Origin of the sequence: Modestobacter italicus (assembly GCF_000306785.1) — a bacterium.
Lineage (GTDB): Bacteria > Actinomycetota > Actinomycetes > Mycobacteriales > Geodermatophilaceae > Modestobacter > Modestobacter italicus.
On sequence record NC_017955.1, the window covers coordinates 4,894,817 to 4,909,815 of the forward strand.

General features: G+C 69.8%; 26 protein-coding genes. All 26 read right to left on the minus strand.

All coding sequences use genetic code 11. The features are described from left to right. Positions 1 to 61: 61 nt before the first annotated feature. Positions 62 to 283 (minus strand): translation initiation factor IF-1, encoded by a 222-nt coding sequence (gene infA / locus MODMU_RS23185; RefSeq protein WP_012950459.1) that lies wholly within the window; start codon positions 281 to 283, stop codon positions 62 to 64. Positions 284 to 524: 241 nt separating this feature from the next. Beyond that, entirely contained in the window at positions 525 to 1,328 is an 804-nt protein-coding gene (map, locus tag MODMU_RS23190; RefSeq protein ID WP_014742836.1) for a type I methionyl aminopeptidase, read from the minus strand. 83 nt (positions 1,329 to 1,411) lie between these two features. Beyond that, on the minus strand, positions 1,412 to 2,035 hold the full coding sequence (locus tag MODMU_RS23195; RefSeq protein ID WP_014742837.1) for an adenylate kinase: 624 nt from the start codon (positions 2,033 to 2,035) through the stop codon (positions 1,412 to 1,414). Beyond that, complete coding sequence (gene secY, locus MODMU_RS23200) at positions 2,035 to 3,345, minus strand: preprotein translocase subunit SecY (protein WP_014742838.1); 1,311 nt, start codon at positions 3,343 to 3,345, stop codon at positions 2,035 to 2,037. The genes MODMU_RS23195 and secY overlap by 1 nt, the downstream gene beginning before the upstream one ends. Positions 3,346 to 3,466: 121 nt before the next feature. Beyond that, a complete protein-coding gene (gene rplO / locus MODMU_RS23205) occupies positions 3,467 to 3,910 on the minus strand; it encodes a 50S ribosomal protein L15 (protein ID WP_041795566.1) in 444 nt (147 codons plus the stop codon). 16 nt (positions 3,911 to 3,926) lie between these two features. Next, complete coding sequence (gene rpmD, locus MODMU_RS23210; protein WP_014742840.1) at positions 3,927 to 4,109, minus strand: 50S ribosomal protein L30; 183 nt, start codon at positions 4,107 to 4,109, stop codon at positions 3,927 to 3,929. 1 nt (position 4,110) lies between these two features. Beyond that, positions 4,111 to 4,749: a 30S ribosomal protein S5 gene (rpsE, locus tag MODMU_RS23215; protein WP_014742841.1), complete on the minus strand. Its 639-nt coding sequence runs from the start codon at positions 4,747 to 4,749 to the stop codon at positions 4,111 to 4,113. A gap of 37 nt (positions 4,750 to 4,786) precedes the next feature. Continuing rightward, entirely contained in the window at positions 4,787 to 5,203 is a 417-nt protein-coding gene (gene rplR / locus MODMU_RS23220; protein ID WP_014742842.1) for a 50S ribosomal protein L18, read from the minus strand. Then, positions 5,203 to 5,742 (minus strand): 50S ribosomal protein L6, encoded by a 540-nt coding sequence (gene rplF / locus MODMU_RS23225; protein WP_041795568.1) that lies wholly within the window; start codon positions 5,740 to 5,742, stop codon positions 5,203 to 5,205. Before rplF ends, rplR begins: the two co-directional genes overlap by 1 nt. Positions 5,743 to 5,757: 15 nt before the next feature. Beyond that, a complete protein-coding gene (gene rpsH / locus MODMU_RS23230; RefSeq protein ID WP_014742844.1) occupies positions 5,758 to 6,168 on the minus strand; it encodes a 30S ribosomal protein S8 in 411 nt (136 codons plus the stop codon). A 168-nt stretch (positions 6,169 to 6,336) separates the two neighbouring features. Then, positions 6,337 to 6,522: a type Z 30S ribosomal protein S14 gene (locus tag MODMU_RS23235; RefSeq protein ID WP_014742845.1), complete on the minus strand. Its 186-nt coding sequence runs from the start codon at positions 6,520 to 6,522 to the stop codon at positions 6,337 to 6,339. Positions 6,523 to 6,556: 34 nt separating this feature from the next. Then, positions 6,557 to 7,141, minus strand: coding sequence for a 50S ribosomal protein L5 (gene rplE, locus MODMU_RS23240; RefSeq protein WP_014742846.1), 585 nt, complete (start codon positions 7,139 to 7,141; stop codon positions 6,557 to 6,559). Positions 7,142 to 7,146: 5 nt separating this feature from the next. Continuing rightward, positions 7,147 to 7,494 (minus strand): 50S ribosomal protein L24, encoded by a 348-nt coding sequence (gene rplX / locus MODMU_RS23245; RefSeq protein ID WP_014742847.1) that lies wholly within the window; start codon positions 7,492 to 7,494, stop codon positions 7,147 to 7,149. A 2-nt stretch (positions 7,495 to 7,496) separates the two neighbouring features. Then, the gene (rplN, locus tag MODMU_RS23250; protein WP_026844850.1) at positions 7,497 to 7,865 is read right to left on the minus strand and encodes a 50S ribosomal protein L14; all 369 of its coding nucleotides are present in this window, start codon (positions 7,863 to 7,865) and stop codon (positions 7,497 to 7,499) included. Positions 7,866 to 8,064: 199 nt separating this feature from the next. Further along, positions 8,065 to 8,364: a 30S ribosomal protein S17 gene (rpsQ, locus tag MODMU_RS23255; RefSeq protein WP_014742849.1), complete on the minus strand. Its 300-nt coding sequence runs from the start codon at positions 8,362 to 8,364 to the stop codon at positions 8,065 to 8,067. Continuing rightward, positions 8,361 to 8,594 carry a 50S ribosomal protein L29 gene (gene rpmC / locus MODMU_RS23260; protein ID WP_014742850.1) on the minus strand — a complete coding sequence of 78 codons (234 nt, stop codon included), beginning with the start codon at positions 8,592 to 8,594 and terminating at the stop codon, positions 8,361 to 8,363. The genes rpsQ and rpmC overlap by 4 nt, the downstream gene beginning before the upstream one ends. After that, the gene (gene rplP, locus MODMU_RS23265) at positions 8,594 to 9,010 is read right to left on the minus strand and encodes a 50S ribosomal protein L16 (protein WP_014742851.1); all 417 of its coding nucleotides are present in this window, start codon (positions 9,008 to 9,010) and stop codon (positions 8,594 to 8,596) included. The genes rpmC and rplP overlap by 1 nt, the downstream gene beginning before the upstream one ends. Before the next feature lie 4 nt (positions 9,011 to 9,014). Then, positions 9,015 to 9,929, minus strand: a complete 915-nt coding sequence (rpsC, locus tag MODMU_RS23270; RefSeq protein WP_014742852.1) for a 30S ribosomal protein S3 — start codon at positions 9,927 to 9,929, stop codon at positions 9,015 to 9,017. Next, positions 9,929 to 10,393, minus strand: a complete 465-nt coding sequence (gene rplV / locus MODMU_RS23275) for a 50S ribosomal protein L22 (RefSeq protein ID WP_014742853.1) — start codon at positions 10,391 to 10,393, stop codon at positions 9,929 to 9,931. The genes rpsC and rplV overlap by 1 nt, the downstream gene beginning before the upstream one ends. A gap of 23 nt (positions 10,394 to 10,416) precedes the next feature. Then, positions 10,417 to 10,698 (minus strand): 30S ribosomal protein S19, encoded by a 282-nt coding sequence (rpsS, locus tag MODMU_RS23280; RefSeq protein ID WP_014742854.1) that lies wholly within the window; start codon positions 10,696 to 10,698, stop codon positions 10,417 to 10,419. A gap of 23 nt (positions 10,699 to 10,721) precedes the next feature. After that, positions 10,722 to 11,555 carry a 50S ribosomal protein L2 gene (rplB, locus tag MODMU_RS23285; protein WP_014742855.1) on the minus strand — a complete coding sequence of 278 codons (834 nt, stop codon included), beginning with the start codon at positions 11,553 to 11,555 and terminating at the stop codon, positions 10,722 to 10,724. A gap of 44 nt (positions 11,556 to 11,599) precedes the next feature. Further along, the gene (gene rplW / locus MODMU_RS23290) at positions 11,600 to 11,902 is read right to left on the minus strand and encodes a 50S ribosomal protein L23 (RefSeq protein WP_014742856.1); all 303 of its coding nucleotides are present in this window, start codon (positions 11,900 to 11,902) and stop codon (positions 11,600 to 11,602) included. Further along, positions 11,899 to 12,699: a 50S ribosomal protein L4 gene (gene rplD, locus MODMU_RS23295; RefSeq protein WP_014742857.1), complete on the minus strand. Its 801-nt coding sequence runs from the start codon at positions 12,697 to 12,699 to the stop codon at positions 11,899 to 11,901. Before rplD ends, rplW begins: the two co-directional genes overlap by 4 nt. Continuing rightward, entirely contained in the window at positions 12,696 to 13,361 is a 666-nt protein-coding gene (gene rplC, locus MODMU_RS23300; RefSeq protein ID WP_026844855.1) for a 50S ribosomal protein L3, read from the minus strand. Before rplC ends, rplD begins: the two co-directional genes overlap by 4 nt. A 14-nt stretch (positions 13,362 to 13,375) precedes the next feature. Then, positions 13,376 to 13,681, minus strand: a complete 306-nt coding sequence (rpsJ, locus tag MODMU_RS23305) for a 30S ribosomal protein S10 (RefSeq protein WP_014742859.1) — start codon at positions 13,679 to 13,681, stop codon at positions 13,376 to 13,378. A 122-nt stretch (positions 13,682 to 13,803) separates the two neighbouring features. Continuing rightward, complete coding sequence (tuf, locus tag MODMU_RS23310) at positions 13,804 to 14,997, minus strand: elongation factor Tu (protein WP_014742860.1); 1,194 nt, start codon at positions 14,995 to 14,997, stop codon at positions 13,804 to 13,806. Positions 14,998 to 14,999 lie beyond the last annotated feature (2 nt).

Sequence of the window (14,999 nt, forward strand, 5' to 3'; positions counted from 1 at the left end):
CGCCCTCATTCCTGTAGATCGAGCGCCGGCTCCGGCCCCTGGGGGCACGTCCGGCGGTGGGTTACTTGTAGCGGTAGACGATGCGACCGCGGGTCAGGTCGTAGGGCGAGAGCTCCACGACCACGCGGTCCTCGGGCAGGATGCGGATGTAGTGCTGCCGCATCTTGCCGCTGATGTGGGCGAGCACCCGGTGCCCGTTCTGCAGTTCGACCCGGAACATCGCGTTGGGAAGTGGCTCGACGACACGACCCTCGACCTCGATGGCCCCGTCCTTCTTTGCCACGCCTACACGGCCTCCTCGTTCGATCGACCTGCGCGCGCCCATGCCGGAACCGGCAGGGCGGTCTTGCTGGGTTCAGCGCCGGAGACGGCGCTGGATGGTGGTGCGGGCGATCTCGCAGAGGGCGCCCGGCTCCCTGCGGCCACAGCAGGACGACGGACGGCGCGAACGCCATCGGCCACTGTACTCCCAGGGACACGCCGCCACCAACCCGCCCTCGCGTGACGGAGGCGACGTGCGCCCGTCACTGACGCGCGCGGACCCCGAACGGTGCGAGGCCGGCGACGCCGCCGTCCTCGGCGGTGAGCACCCAGGGGCCCTCGGGGGTGATCGCGACGCTGTGCTCGAAGTGGGCCGCGCGCGAGCCGTCCTTGGTCACGACGGTCCACCCGTCGTCCAGCTCGGCGGTGGCCGGGTCCCCGATGGTCACCATCGGCTCGATCGCCAGCACCAGCCCGGGGACCAGCTTGGGGCCGCGGCCCGCCCGCCCGTAGTTGAGCACGTGCGGGTCCTGGTGCATCTCGGTGCCGATGCCGTGCCCGCCGTAGTGGTCGACGATCCCGTACGGGTGCTCGTGCGCGACGATCGACTCCTCGACCGCGTGGCTGATGTCGGTCAGCCGGCCACCGGCGACCGCCTTGGCCAGCCCGGCCCACATCGACCGCTCGGTCACCGCGAGCAGCTCGAGGTCCGCGGCGGAGGCCTCCCCGACGGTCACCGTGACCGCCGAGTCGCTGTGCCAGCCGGCCAGGACCGCACCGCAGTCGATGGAGATGTTGTCGCCCTCAGCCAGCGTGCGGTCCGGGTCCGGGATGCCGTGCACGACCTCGTCGTTGATCGAGGCGCAGATGGTCCCGGTGAACCCGTGGTAGCCGAGGAAGTTCGGCACGGCGCCGGCGGACCGGATGTGGTCCTCGGCGATGGCGTCGAGCTCACCGGTGCTCACGCCGGGGCGCACCGCGGCGCGGACGGCCGCGATGGCCCCGGCCGTGACGAGCCCGGAGGCGCGCATCAGCTCGATCTCGTGCGCTGTCTTGATCTGGATCATGCGTCCACTCCACTTCGCCAGGAACGGCAGCCGGGACGCCCACGCGTCGACGCGGTCACCGTGCAACCGGGCGACCCGCGCTCTCAGTCCTCGGCCCGGTCGCCGGCCGCGTCCTGGGCCAGCGCGTGGTCGGCCCCGAGCGCCTCGAGGGCGCGGCGGGTGACCTCGTCGATCTCACCGATCGCGTCGATGCGGGTCAGCAGTCCGGCCCGCTCGTAGAACCCCGACAGCGGCGCCGTCTGTTCCCGGTAGACCTCCAGCCGGTGCCGGACGGTCTCGGGCTTGTCGTCCTCGCGCTGCACCCAGACGCCGTCGACCAGCATCCGGCGACCGGACAGCCGGCGGACCAGCTCGTCCTCGTCGACGACGAGCTCGAGGCAGCAGTCCAGCGCGTGGCCCATCTCGGCCAGCGAGTCGCGCAGCTGGTCGGCCTGGGCGATCGTGCGCGGGAAGCCGTCGAGCAGGAAGCCGGCCTTGGCGTCGGGCTCGGCGAGCCGGTCGGAGACCATCGCGACGGTGATCTCGTCGGGCACCAGGTCGCCGGCGTCCATGTAGGCCTTGGCCTGCTGGCCCAGCTCGGTCTGCCCGCTCACGTTGGCCCGGAAGATGTCACCGGTGGAGATGGCCGGGACGCCCAGGCGACCGGCGATGACCTGAGCCTGGGTCCCCTTGCCCGCTCCGGGAGGGCCCAGCAGCACGACGCGCACTAGCGGAGGAACCCTTCGTAGCTGCGCTGGTTGAGCTGCGTCTCGATCTGCTTCACCGTCTCCAAGCCAACTCCCACCATGATCAGCACCGCGGTCCCGCCGAACGGGAAGTTCTGGTTCTGCCCCTCCTGCGTGATCGACAGGAACAGGTTGGGCAGCACCGCCACCAACCCGAGGTAGATCGACCCGGGCAGGGTGATCCGGGACAGCACGTACTGCAGGTACTCCGCGGTGGGGCGGCCGGGCCGGATGCCGGGGATGAAGCCGCCATAGCGCTTCATGTCGTCGGCCCGTTCCTCCGGGTTGAACGTGATCGACACGTAGAAGTACGTGAAGAAGATGATCAGCGCGAAGTACACCGCGATGTGCACCGGGCTGCTCTGGTCGACCAGGTAGTTCTCCACGAACCGGCGGACCGCACCGGTCGAGTCGCCCTGCAGCTGGGTGATCAGCTGGGGCAGGTAGAGCAGGGACGACGCGAAGATGACCGGGATGACGCCGGCCTGGTTGACCTTCAGCGGCAGGTAGGTCGACGTGCCGCCGTACATCCGGCGGCCGACCATCCGCTTGGCGTACTGCACCGGGATGCGCCGTTGCGCCTGCTCGACGTAGACCACCGAGGCGATCACCAGCACGGCGAGCACGCAGATCAGGGCGAAGACGAAGCCACCGCGGCTCTGCAGGATCGCGCCGCCCTCGGCGGGGATCCGGGCGGCGATCGAGGTGAAGATCAGCACGGACATGCCGTTGCCGATCCCCTTCTCGGTCAGCAGCTCGCCCAGCCACATGATGACGGCGGTGCCGGCGGTCAGCGTGACGACCAGGACGATCGTGGTCCACACCGAGTCCGACGGGATGATGTCCTGCGAGCAGCTCGGGAAGAGCTGGCCGCTGCGGGCCAGCGCGATGATCCCGGTGCTCTGCAGCACGGCGAGCGCGATGGTCAGGTAGCGGGTGTACTGGGTCAGCTTCGCCTGACCCGACTGCCCTTCCTTCTTCAGCTGCTCGAACCGCGGGATGACCACCACCAGCAGCTGCACGATGATGCTCGCCGTGATGTACGGCATGATCCCGAGCGCGAACACCGACAGGCGCAGCAGCGCTCCGCCGGAGAACAGGTTGACCAGCGAGTAGACGTCCCGCTGGTCGGAGGCGTTGGCCTGGTCGAGGCAGCTGTTGATCGCCTCGATCGAGACGCCGGGGCCGGGCACGCTGGCGCCCAGCCGGTACACGGCGATCAGCGCCAGGGAGAACAGCAGCTTGCGCCGGAGGTCTGGCGTCCGGAACGCCGCGGCGAACGCCTGCAGCACGTGCCCTCCCCGAGTCGGTCGTTCGACATTAGCAAGACGCGGCCCGGTGGCTTCGAGAGCCGCCGGGCCGCGTCGGTCCCCCGCCTGGTCCCGCCGGGCGGCGGGGGCAGGGGGTCCTGCGTCAGATCTGGGTGGTGCTGCCCCCGGCAGCGCCGATCTTCTCCTGGGCGGACTGGGAGAACGCGTGCGCGTGCACGTGCACCGTCACGCCGCCCAGCTCGCCCGTGCCGAGCACCTTGACCGGCTGACCGCGCCGGACGGCGCCGGCGTCGGCCAGCGTGTCCGGGTTGATCGAGCCGCCCTGCGGGAACAGGGAGGCGATCCGGTCCAGGTTGACGACCTGGAAGACGACCTTGTTGTTGTTGGTGAAGCCCGAGAGCTTCGGCAGCCGCATGTGCAGGGGGGTCTGGCCACCCTCGAAGCGGGCCGAGACCTGCACGCGGGCGCCGGAGCCCTTGGTGCCGCGACCGGCGGTCTTGCCCTTGGAGCCCTCACCACGACCCACGCGGGTCTTCTTGGTGTGGGCGCCCGGGGCCGGACGCAGGTGGTGGACCTTCAGAGTCATGTCAGCGTTCCCCTGCTCAGACGATCTCTTCGACGGTGACCAGGTGCGGCACCGTCGCGACCATCCCGCGGATCTCGGGACGGTCCTCCTGGACGACCGAGTCGCTGATCCGCTTCAGCCCCAGCGAACGCAGCGTCTGACGCTGGTTCGGCTTGGTGCCGATGGCCGACTTGATCTGCGTGACCTTCAGCTGAGCCATCTCAGACCCCCTGACCGGCCCGCGCGCGCAGCATGGCGGCCGGGGCGACGTCCTCCAGGGGCAGACCGCGGCGGGCCGCGATCTCCTCGGGACGGACGAGGTCCTTGAGCGCCTGCATGGTCGCGTGGACGATGTTGATCGGGTTCGAGGACCCGAGGCTCTTGGAGAGCACGTCGTGGATGCCGGCGCACTCGAGGACGGCGCGCACCGGGCCACCGGCGATGACACCGGTACCGGGGCTGGCCGGCTTGAGCAGCACCACACCGGCGGCCGCCTCACCCTGCACCGGGTGCGGGATGGTGCTGGCGATGCGGGGCACGTTGTAGAAGTGCTTCTTGGCCTCCTCGACGCCCTTGGCGATCGCCGCGGGCACCTCCTTGGCCTTGCCGTAGCCCACGCCGACCTTGCCGTCGCCGTCGCCCACGATCACCAGGGCGGTGAAGCTGAAGCGCCGACCACCCTTGACGACCTTGGACACGCGGTTGATCGCGACGACCCGCTCGATGAACTGGCTCTTCTCCGCGGCACCGCCCGGGCCGCGACCGCCGTCACGACGGTCCCGGCGGTCGTTGCCGCCGCCTGCGCCGCCGGGGCCACCGGTCCCGCCGGCGCCACCGCCGCGTCGCTGTGGTCCTGGCATCAGACGTCCCTCTCGATCAGTTCAGAAATGGTGGTCATCAGAAGTCCAGCCCACCCTCGCGGGCACCGTCGGCGAGCGCCGCGATGCGACCGGCGTACCGGTTGCCGCCGCGGTCGAAGACGACCGCGTCGATGCCGGCGGCCTTGGCGCGCTCGGCGACCAGGGCACCGACCTGGCGGGCCAGCGTGGACTTGTCGCCCTCGCTCCCCCGCAGGCTGGCGTCCATCGTCGACGCGCTGGCCAGGGTGCGGCCGACCGTGTCGTCGACCACCTGGACGTGGATGTGCCGGGAGCTGCGCTTGACGACCAGGCGCGGGCGCTCCGGCGTGCCACCCACCCGCTTGCGCAGGCGGTTGTGGCGCCGCAGCCGCGAGACGCGGCGCGCGGTGCTGACGTCGGTGCCGACGGGCTTGTGCACCCGGGCACCCTTCTCGGTCTTGGCTGCCTGTGCCATCACTTGCCCGTCTTCCCGACCTTGCGCTTGACGACCTCGCCCTGGTACCGCACGCCCTTGCCCTTGTACGGGTCGGGCTTGCGGATCTTGCGGATCTTGGCCGCGACCTCGCCGACCTGCTGCTTGTCGATGCCGGTCACCCGCAGGCGGGTGGGGGCCTCGACGGTGAAGGAGATCCCCTCGGGGGCCTTCACGACGACCGGGTGGCTGAAGCCGAGGGCGAACTCGAGGTCCGACCCGCGGGCCTGCACGCGGTAGCCGACGCCGACGATCTCCAGGGTCTTGTCGTAGCCCTGGGTGACGCCGGTGATCATGTTCGCGATGAGCGTGCGGGACAGGCCGTGCAGGGCCCGGCTCTCGCGCTCGTCGTCGGGACGCTGCACCAGCAGCGTGCCCTCCTCACCGCGCTCGACGGTGATGGGAGCAGCCACCGTGTGGCTGAGCTTCCCCTTCGGGCCCGAGACGTTGACCGTGCGCCCGTCGATGGCGACGTCCACACCGCTGGGCACCGGAATCGGGAGTCGTCCGATCCGTGACATGTCTGCTCGCTCCTCTTACCAGACGTAGGCGAGGACTTCCCCACCCACGCCCTTCTTGGTCGCCTGCTTGTCGGTCAGCAGCCCGGTGGAGGTGGAGATGATCGCCACCCCGAGGCCGCCGAGCACCTTCGGCAGGGCGGTCGACTTGGCGTAGACACGCAGGCCGGGCTTGGAGACCCGACGGACGCCGGCGATGCTGCGCTCGCGGTTGGGGCCGTACTTGAGGGAGACCACGAGCTCCTTGCGGATGTGGCCGTCCACCTCGACGTCGTTGACGGTCCAGCCGCCGATGTAACCCTCCTTCTGGAGGATCTCGGCGATGTGCGTCTTGAGCTTCGACGACGGCATGGCAGCTGCGTCGTGGTACGCCTGGTTGGCGTTCCGCAGCCGCGTGAGCATGTCCGCGATCGGGTCGGTCATCGTCATGGGTGAGTGGTGCCTCTCTCGCCGCGGTTCCGCACGCGCTGGGTCTCGGAGACTTGGCGCAGGGCCTTCGGCGATCGGTGGTGCGTTCTCAGGTGACCGGTTGGTCGGTGGTGCTGCTGGCCCGGCCCCGCCGCCGCCCACCACGGGGGTGGGCGGCAGCGGGGTGCGTCACCAGCTGGACTTGGTCACGCCGGGCAGCTCGCCGGCGTGGGCCATCTCGCGGACGCAGATCCGGCACAGGCCGAACTTGCGGAACACGGCGTGCGGGCGACCGCAGCGCTGGCAGCGGGTGTAGCCGCGCACCTTGAACTTCGGCGTGCGCGCCGCCTTGTTGACAAGAGCCTTCTTGGCCATCTCTGGGTCTCCTGGAGCTTCTACGCAGACCGCGTCAGCGGGTCGCGTTCACGACGGTCTGGCCGGCGAAGGGAAAGCCGAGCAGCGACAGCAGCTCGCGGCCCTCCTCGTCGGTGGTGGCGGTGGTGACCAGCGTGATGTCCATGCCACGCGGCCGGTCGATCTTGTCGACGTCGATCTCGCGGAACATCGACTGCTCGGTCAGACCGAACGTGTAGTTGCCGTGACCGTCGAACTGCTTGGGGTTCAGGCCGCGGAAGTCACGGATGCGGGGCAGGGCCAGCGACAGCAGCCGGTCCAGGAACTCCCACATCCGGTCACCGCGGAGGGTGACCTTCGCGCCGATGGGCATGCCCTCGCGCAGCTTGAACTGCGCGATGGACTTGCGGGCCCGGACGACGGCGGGCTTCTGGCCGGTGATGGCGGTGAGGTCGCGGACCGCGCCGTCCATCAGCTTGGCGTCCCGGGTGGCCTCGCCGACGCCCATGTTGACGACGATCTTGACCAGGCCGGGGATCTGCATGACGTTCGAGTAGCCGAACTCCGACAGCAGCGCGGGAGCGATCTCCTCGCGGTAGCGGGCCAGCATGCGGGGCAGCTCGCGGGTGGGTGCGCTCATGATGCTCAGAGGTCCTTACCGGTGCGCCGCGAGACCCGGATGCTGCGGCCTTCCTCGTCCTTGCGGTAGCCGACCCGGGTCGGCTTGTCCTCGGAGTCGATGACCATCACGTTGCTCACGTGCACGGCCGCCTCCTGCGTGACGATCCCGCCCTGCTGGGCACCGCGCTGGGAGGTGCTGATCCGGGTGTGCTTCTTCACCCGGCCGATGCCCTCGACCAGGACCTTCTGGGTCTTCGGGAAGGCGGCGATGACGCGGCCCTTGGCTCCCTTGTCCTTGCCGGACAGGACGACGACCTGGTCGCCCTTCTTGACCTTCATCGACGGGGTCTTCCCGCTGGCGTGGTCGGTCATGATCACAGCACCTCCGGAGCGAGCGAGATGATCCGCATGAAGCGCTTGTCACGGAGCTCCCGGCCCACGGGGCCGAAGATGCGCGTGCCGCGCGGGTCGCCGCTGTCGCGGATGATCACCGCGGCGTTCTCGTCGAAGCGGATGTAGGAACCGTCGGGACGACGGCGCTCCTTGACCGTGCGGACGATGACGGCCTTGACCACATCGCCCTTCTTGACGCCGGCGCCGGGCAGCGCGTCCTTGACGGTGGCGACGATGACGTCACCGATGCCCGCGTAGCGCCGCCCCGACCCGCCGAGCACGCGGATGCACAAGATCTCCTTGGCACCCGTGTTGTCGGCGACTCGCAGTCGCGACTCCTGCTGGATCACTTCCTGCTCCTGAAACTCGAGTGGCGACAGCCGGACCGGATCGGTGAACCGGCTGTCCGGCACCCACGTGCGGACGCACCGGCAGCATGCTGCCGGTGCGTCCGAGCACGGGTACCGGGATGTGGCGCGCACCGGAGGGCGCGCCAGTCGTCCAGGGTACTCCTGGCTGACCGGCCTGGGGAGGCCGGTCCCGAACTGCCTACTTGGCCCGCTCGACGACCGAGACCAGCCGCCACCGCTTGGTGGCGGAGGTCGGGCGCGTCTCCATGATCTGCACCCGGTCGCCGATGCCGGCGGTGTTCTCCTCGTCGTGCGCCTTCAGCTTGCTGGTGCGGCGCAGGACCTTGCCGTACAGGCCGTGCTTCACGCGGTCCTCGACCTCGACGACGATGGTCTTCTCCATCTTGTCGCTGACGACCAGGCCCTCGCGGACCTTGCGGTAGCCGCGGCCGGCCAGACCCGGGCCGCTGGCGGCCGCCGTCTGCTCGCTCTCGCTCATGCCACACCCTCGTTCGGGGCGACCGAGAGACCCAGCTCGCGCTCGCGCATGATCGTGTAGATCCGAGCGATGTCACGGCGGACGGTCTGCAGTCGCCGGTTGTTGTCCAGCTGGCCGGTGGCCACCTGGAACCGCAGGTTGAACAGCTCTTCGCGCGACTCACGCAGCCGGGTGGCCAGTTCGTCGGCGGACAGCTCGCGCAGCTCGGGCGCAGTCAGTCCGGCGGCCATCACACCTCTCCTTCACGAGTGATGAAGCGGCACTTCATGGGCAGCTTGTGGATCGCGCGGCGCATGGCCTCGCGGGCCACCGGCTCGGCCACACCGGACAGCTCGAACATGATCCGGCCCGGCTTCACGTTGGCCACCCACCACTCCGGCGAGCCCTTGCCGGAGCCCATGCGGGTCTCGGCCGGCTTCTTGGTCAGCGGACGGTCGGGGTAGATCGAGATCCACACCTTGCCGCCACGCTTGATGTGGCGGGTCATGGCGATACGAGCGGACTCGATCTGCCGGTTCGTGACGTACGCGGGCTCGAGGGCCTGGATCGCGAAGTCACCGAAGTTGATCGCGGTCCCGCCCTTGGCCCGCCCGGTGCGGTCCGGGTGGTGCTGCTTGCGGTGCTTGACCCGGCGAGGGATCAGCATGGTGTCAGGCCCCCTGCTCTGGCGCGGTGTTCTCGGTACCGGCCGCCTCGGCGGTCGCGGTGCCCTCGGCACCGGCGGCCTGGGCGACGGTCTGCTCCACGGGGACGTCGCCCGAGGTGGCGGCGACGGCGTCCTCCGCCGGAGCGGTGGTGCCCTCGGCCGCGGCGCGACCTGCCTCGGTCCCGCCGGCGGTGGTGCCCGACGAGCCCGAACGGCGCTGCGGGCGCTGGGCCCGCTCACGGCGCTGCTGACGCTGGGCGAGGGCCTCGAGGGCCTCCCGCTCGGCGCGCGAGCCGCTGGCGTCGCCCTTGTAGATCCACACCTTGACGCCGATGCGGCCGAAGGTGGTGCGGGCCTCGTAGATGCCGTAGTCGATGTTCGCGCGGAGCGTGTGCAGCGGCACGCGACCCTCGCGGTAGAACTCCGACCGGCTCATCTCCGTGCCGCCGAGGCGACCGGAGCACTGCACCCGGATGCCCTTGACCTGCGGCGAGCGCTGCGCGGACTGCATCGCCTTGCGCATGGCACGGCGGAAGCTGACCCGGCTGGAGAGCTGCTCGGCGACGCCCTGGGCGACCAGCTGCGCATCGGACTCGGGGTTCTTCACCTCGAGGATGTTCAGCTGCACCTGCTTGCCGGTGAGCTTCTCGAGCTCGCCGCGGATGCGGTCGGCCTCGGCGCCGCGGCGGCCGATGACGATTCCGGGGCGGGCGGTGTGGATGTCCACGCGGACGCGGTCACGGGTGCGCTCGATCTCCACCTTCGAGATGCCGGCGCGCTCCATGCCCTTGCCCATGAGCTTGCGGATGGCCACGTCTTCCTTGACGTAGTCCGCGTACAGCTTGTCCGCGTACCACCGGGACTTGTAGTCGGTGGTGATGCCGAGCCGGAACCCGTGCGGGTTGACCTTCTGACCCACTAGCGGGTCCCTCCCCTCGTGTTGCTCTTCTGCTGGGTCGCCGGGCCGGACTGGCCCGTGTCCCGACGTGCCTTGCGGGAACGCTGGGCGAGCTCGGCGCTCGAGCTCACCTCCGACACCTCGACGGTGATGTGGCTGGTCCGCTTGTTGATGCGGAACGCCCGGCCCTGCGCACGCGGACGGATCCGCTTGAGCGTGGGGCCCTCGTCGACGTAGGCGGCGCTGATGACGAGCGCGGCCGGGTCCAGGCGCAGGTTGTGCTCTGCGTTGGCGACGGCGCTGCCGACGACCTTGGCCACCGGCTCGCTCGCGGTCTGCGGCGCGAAACGCAGCAGAGCGAGGGCCTCGTCGGTCGGCAGGTAGCGGATCATGTCCACCACCCGGCGGGCCTTCATGGGGGTGACGCTGACGAACCGGGCGGTGGCCCGGGCGGTCGGCGTCTCCTGTCCCAACTGGGAAGTCATGTGAGGATCTCTTCTCTACCGGGTCAGCCGCGCCGCGACCGGCGGTCGTCCTTGATGTGCCCACGGAAGGTGCGCGTGGGCGCGAACTCGCCGAGCTTGTGCCCGACCATCGCCTCGGTGACGAACACCGGGACGTGCTTGCGGCCGTCGTGCACGGCGATCGTGTGCCCGAGCATGTCGGGGATGATCGTCGAGCGCCGCGACCAGGTGCGGATGACGGTCTTGGTGCCCTTGTCGTTCTGTGCGTCCACCTTGGCGAGCAGGTGGTCGTCGACGAACGGGCCCTTCTTGAGGCTGCGTGGCATGTCTGTCGGACTCCTCTACCCGCTCAGCGCTTCTTGTTCGTACGCCGGCGGCGGACGATCATGGCGTCGCTGGCCTTCCGCTTGCGCGTCCGGCCTTCCGGCTTGCCCTTGGGGTTCACCGGGTGGCGACCACCGGAGGTCTTGCCCTCACCACCACCGTGCGGGTGGTCGACCGGGTTCATGGCGACACCGCGGACGGTGGGGCGCTTGCCCTTCCACCGCATGCGGCCGGCCTTGCCCCAGTTGATGTTGGACTGCTCGGCGTTGCCGACCTCGCCGATGGTGGCGCGGCAGCGGACGTCGACGTTGCGGATCTCGCCGGAGGGCATGCGCAGCTGGGCGAAGCGGCCCTCGCGGGCGACCAGCTGGACGCTGGTGCCGGCGGAGCGGGCGATCTTCGCCCCGCCACCGGGCCGCAGCTCGATGGCGTGCACGACGGTGCCGACCGGGATGTTGCGCAGCGGCAGGTTGTTGCCGGGCTTGATGTCGGCCGCGGGCCCGCACTCGACGGTGTCGCCCTGCTTCAGCTTCGCCGGGGCGATGATGTAGCGCTTCTCCCCGTCGGCGAAGTGCAGCAGCGCGATCCGCGAGGTGCGGTTCGGGTCGTACTCGATATGCGCGACCTTCGCCGGCACGCCGTCCTTGTCCGCCCGGCGGAAGTCGATCAGCCGGTAGGCGCGCTTGTGCCCGCCGCCCTGGTGCCGCGCGGTCACACGCCCGTGGACGTTGCGCCCGCCGCGACCGTGCAGCGGCCGGACCAGCGACTTCTCGGGGTGGTCGCGGGTGACCTCGGCGAAGTCGGCGACGGACGAGCCGCGGCGGCCCGGCGTCGTCGGCTTGTACTTACGGATGGCCATGGTTCCTCAGAGTCCTCTGGTCCGATCGGTGGGTCCGGGTGCCGTCAGGCGCCCGGGCCCCCGAAGAGCTCGATGCGGTCGCCGGGGGCCACGGAGACGATGGCGCGCTTGGTGTCCTTGCGCTTCCCCATCACAGCGCCCTTCGAGCGCTTCCTCTTCCCCTGACGGTTGATCGTGTTCACGGCGAGGACCTTCACGTTGAAGACCTGCTGCACAGCGATCTTGATCTGGGTCTTGTTGGCGTCGGGCCGCACGATGAACGTGTACTTGTTCTCGTCGAGGAGGCCGTAGCTCTTCTCGGAGATCACCGGGGACAGCAGGACGTCCCGGGGGTCGCGGACGCTCATGCCTTCTCCTCGGTGTCATCGGTCGTCAGGTCGAGGTCGGTCGTGCCCACGACGGGCTCGATCGACGGGATCGCACCCGGGACGTCCGGCGTGGTCAGGTCCGGCTTCTCGACGCCGGCGTCCTGGCCGCGGGCCGGACCGGAGACGTACTCGGCCAGCGCGGTCTCGGTGAAGACCACCTCATCGGCGACGAGCACGTCGTAGGTGTTCAGCTGGCCGGCCTCGATGAGGTGGACCCGCGGCACGTTGCGCAGGCTCACCCAGTTGAGGACGTCGTCCCGGTCGAGCACCACGAGCACGCGCTTGGCGGCGGTGACCGCGTCCAGCACCTTGATCGCGGCCTTGGTCGACGGGGCGTCGCCCTCGACGAAGGCGGAGACCACGTGCACGCGGTCCTCGCGGGCCCGGTCGGAGAGGGCACCGCGCAGGGCGGCGGCCTTCATCTTCTTGGGGGTCTTCTGGTCGTAGTTGCGCGGCACCGGGCCGTGCGAGACGCCACCACCGGAGAACTGCGGGGCGCGCAGCGAACCCTGGCGGGCCCGACCGGTGCCCTTCTGGCGGTAGGGCTTGGCACCCGTACCGCTGACCTGGGCGCGCGTCTTGGTCGAGTGGGTGCCCTGGCGCGCGGCGGCCAGCTGGGCCACCACGACCTGGTGCATCAGCGACACGTTGGCGTTGGCGTCGAAGAGCTCGCCGGGCAGCGTCACGCTGCCGGTGCTCTCGCCGGCGGCGTTGCGGACCGGGACCTCGCGGTCGGTCCGGGCCTGCGCCTTGGACTCAGCGATGGACTGGCTCACTTGGTGTCACTCCCCACGGGACCGCCCTTGACCGCCGAGCGGACCAGCAGCAGCCCACCACGGGGGCCGGGGACGGCGCCCTTGATCAGCACGAGGCCCTTCTCGGCGTCGACCGCGTGCACCTTCAGCGACAGCGTGGTCGTGGTGACCGCGCCCATGCGGCCGGCCATGCGCATGCCCTTGAAGACCCGGCCCGGGGTGGCGCAGCCACCGATGGAGCCCGGGGAACGGTGCTTGCGCTGCACGCCGTGCCCTGCGCCCAGGCCCTTGAACCCGTGACGCTTCATGACACCAGCGGTGCCCTTGCCCTTGCTGGTGCCGATGACGTCGACCTTCGCCACGTCGGTGAGGACGTCGACGGTCAGCTCCTGGCCGACCGTGTAGTCGCTCGCGTCCTTCGTGCGCAGCTCGACCACGTGCCGCCGCGGCGTCACGCCCGCCTTGGCGAAGTGCCCGCCCTCGGGCTTGTTCACCTTGCGGGGGTCGATCGCGCCGAAGCCGAGCTGGACGGCGGAGTAGCCGTCGACCTCGGGGGTGCGGACCTGCGTGACCACGCACGGGCCCGCCTTGACGACGGTCACCGGCACGATGCGGTTGTTCTCGTCGAAGACCTGGGTCATCCCCAGCTTCTCGCCGAGGAGCCCACGGAATGTGCTCGCCATGTCTGGGACAGCCCTTACTGGATGTTGACGTCGACCGAGGCCGGCAGGTCGATGCGCATCAGCGCGTCGACCGTCTTCGGCGTCGGGTCGAGGATGTCGATGAGCCGCTTGTGCGTACGCATCTCGAAGTGCTCGCGCGAGTCCTTGTACTTGTGCGGCGAGCGGATGACGCAGTACACGTTCTTCTCCGTCGGCAGCGGCACGGGGCCGACGACGCGCGCTCCGGTCTTCGTCACCGTGTCCACGATGCGCCGCGCCGAGGCATCGATCGCCTCGTGGTCGTAGGCCTTCAGCCGGATGCGGATCTTCTGTCCCGCCATCGGTTGTCTTCGCTCCTGCCGATCGGTTGTGAAAGTTCGTGTGGGTCTGTTGACCCGGGGGCCGGGTCTCCCGACCCGGGTGACGGGCGGCGGCCGGTGATCGGCCGCCGCCCGTCAGGGTGTCACTTGTTGATCTTGACGACCCGGCCGGCGCCGACGGTGCGGCCACCCTCACGGATGGCGAACCGGAGGCCCTCCTCCATGGCGATGGGCTGGATCAGCTCGACCGTCATCTCGGTGTTGTCGCCGGGCATGACCATCTCGGTGCCCGAGGGCAGCGTGACGACGCCGGTGACGTCCGTGGTGCGGAAGTAGAACTGCGGGCGGTAGTTGTTGAAGAACGGCGTGTGCCGGCCGCCCTCGTCCTTCGAGAGGATGTAGACCGAGCCCTCGAAGTTCGTGTGCGGGGTGATGGAACCCGGCTTCACGACGACCTGACCGCGCTCGACGTCCTCGCGCTTGATGCCGCGCAGCAGCAGACCGACGTTGTCACCGGCCTGGCCCTGGTCGAGCAGCTTGCGGAACATCTCGACACCGGTGACCGTCGTCTTCGACGAGGTCGGGCGGATGCCGACGATCTCGATCTCCTCGGAGACCTTGACGATGCCGCGCTCCACGCGACCGGTCACGACGGTGCCGCGGCCGGTGATGGTGAAGACGTCCTCGACGGGCATGAGGAACGGCTTGTCGATCTCACGCTCGGGCTCGGGGATGGCCGAGTCGACGGCGTCCATGAGCTCCATGAGCTTGTCGCCCCACTCGGCGTCGCCCTCGAGGGCCTTGAGCGCGGAGACGCGGACCACGGGGACGTCGTCGCCCGGGAACTCGTACTCGCTCAGCAGCTCGCGGACCTCCAGCTCGACGAGCTCGAGGATCTCCTCGTCGTCGACCATGTCGGCCTTGTTGAGCGCCACGACGATGTAGGGGACGCCGACCTGGCGGGCCAGGAGCACGTGCTCCTTGGTCTGCGGCATCGGGCCGTCGGTCGCCGCGACCACCAGGATCGCGCCGTCCATCTGCGCGGCACCGGTGATCATGTTCTTGATGTAGTCGGCGTGCCCGGGGCAGTCGACGTGCGCGTAGTGCCGGTTCTCGGTCTGGTACTCCACGTGGGCGATCGAGATCGTGATCCCACGGGCCTTCTCCTCGGGCGCCTTGTCGATCTGGTCGAACGCGGACGCCTCGTTGAGGTTCGGGTACTTGTCGTGCAGGACCTTGGTGATCGCCGCGGTCAGCGTCGTCTTCCCGTGGTCGATGTGCCCGATGGTGCCGATGTTGACGTGCGGCTTGGTCCGCTCGAACTTGGCCTTGGCCACTG